General features: G+C 63.0%; 3 protein-coding genes. 2 read left to right on the forward strand and 1 reads right to left on the reverse strand.

The genetic code is table 11. The features are described 5' to 3' along the window. Both GY769_11520 and GY769_11525 read left to right on the forward strand, forming a co-directional pair. The coding region (locus tag GY769_11520; GenBank protein ID MCP4202550.1) for a hypothetical protein at positions 1 to 537 on the forward strand (537 nt) is incomplete at its 5' end. Positions 538 to 615: 78 nt separating this feature from the next. Further along, the gene (locus GY769_11525; protein MCP4202551.1) at positions 616 to 777 is read left to right on the forward strand and encodes a hypothetical protein; all 162 of its coding nucleotides are present in this window, start codon (positions 616 to 618) and stop codon (positions 775 to 777) included. A gap of 135 nt (positions 778 to 912) precedes the next feature. Here GY769_11525 and GY769_11530 read toward each other — a convergent pair. Further along, positions 913 to 1,347: hypothetical protein (locus tag GY769_11530; protein MCP4202552.1), on the reverse strand; the 435-nt coding region annotated here is incomplete at its 5' end.

Genomic DNA, 1,347 nt, shown 5'->3' on the forward strand with positions numbered 1-1,347 from the left:
GGCGACACCCCGACCCTGCGCCTGCAGCAGGACGGCTCCTCGGGCTTCGCGCCCCAGACCTGGGACGTGGCCGGCAGCGAGACCAACTTCTTCATCCGCGACGTCACCAACGGCTCGAGCCTGCCGTTTCGCATCCGCCCCGGCGCGCCGACCTCCTCGATCTTCATCGACGTCCCCGGCGACGTCGGCATCGGCACCAGCTCGCCGGACGCGCCGCTTCACGTCCTGCGCAGCAACGGCGAAGCCTCGATTCTCGTCGAGGAGACCAACGGCACCGCCGATCGGCGCGAGCTGTTCAAGATCACCAACAACGGTCCCACCGAATTCAAGATCACCAATACCAATGCCGGTGCCTCCGGTAATTGGGACTTCACCGTCGAGGACGACGGGACCTTCCGCATCGGCCGGGCCGGCCCCGGAGTCAACGAGGTGATCGTGGCCTCCGGCGGCGACGTGACCATCGCCGGCGAGATCACCACCAGCGGCTCGTGCAGCATCGGCTGCGACCGGGTGTTCACCCCCGAGTACGAGTTGTAGTCGATCGAAGAGCACGCGGCCTACATATGGGAGAACCAGCACCTCCGCGGCGTCGGGCCCACGATCGAAGGCTCGCCGATGAACGTCACCCGGAAGACCGAAGGAGTTCTCAACGAGCTCGAGAAGGCCCACATCTACATCGAGCATCCCAATGACAGTCTCAAAGAGAAAGACGGCCACATCGCAGAGCTGACCGAGCGCCTGACGCGCATCGAAAAACTGCTCTCGGTCGAAGACTGAGACAGAAGCCGGCTCGGACCGCGGCCCGACGTGGTCGCGGGACCGCCCGGCAGCCAGCCCTTGCGACGAGCCCGGCGCCTGCCGGGCTCGTTCTCGTTCTTGCAAGAATCCTGGTACCGGATCGGAGCGGGCGGCCTATTCCACGTGGTCCGCTACCAACCGCGGATTGCCCCATGCCGCCCAGTCATAAAATCTATTGTCCTCTGGGCCTGGAGAAGTACGAAAAAAAATTGTTACGACCTGTCCCGAAAGATCGCTGAGGTCGACACGCTCCTCGAGCCACTTCCTCTGATTCGGATTCTGCTTGGGATCTATATAGCGAGAATAGCGTTCGCGGCGGCGCCCCTCCTGGTCGATAGACTCGATGGAGAACCGTACGCCGTCTCCCGCCTTGTTCCACGCATATTGGCTGATGACGATCGCGAACTCGAGCACCGCTCGTTCTCCGACCGAGACGCCGGAGAAGGCGATCGCGGTCGTCGGATGTTGAAAAATCGCCAGACGATCATCCATGAGAATCCGCATGCGCTTGGCGGCAACCTGCTCATAAGGAACCGCTTCGCGCTCGAC

The sequence above is a fragment of the bacterium genome, from assembly GCA_024224155.1.
Lineage (GTDB): Bacteria > Acidobacteriota > Thermoanaerobaculia > Multivoradales > JAHEKO01 > CALZIK01.

Excerpts from the sequence above, each read along its gene's own strand:
- GY769_11525 (MCP4202551.1), top strand. The coding sequence starts at position 616 with ATGAACGTCACCCGGAAGACCGAAGGAGTTCTCAACGAGCTCGAGAAG.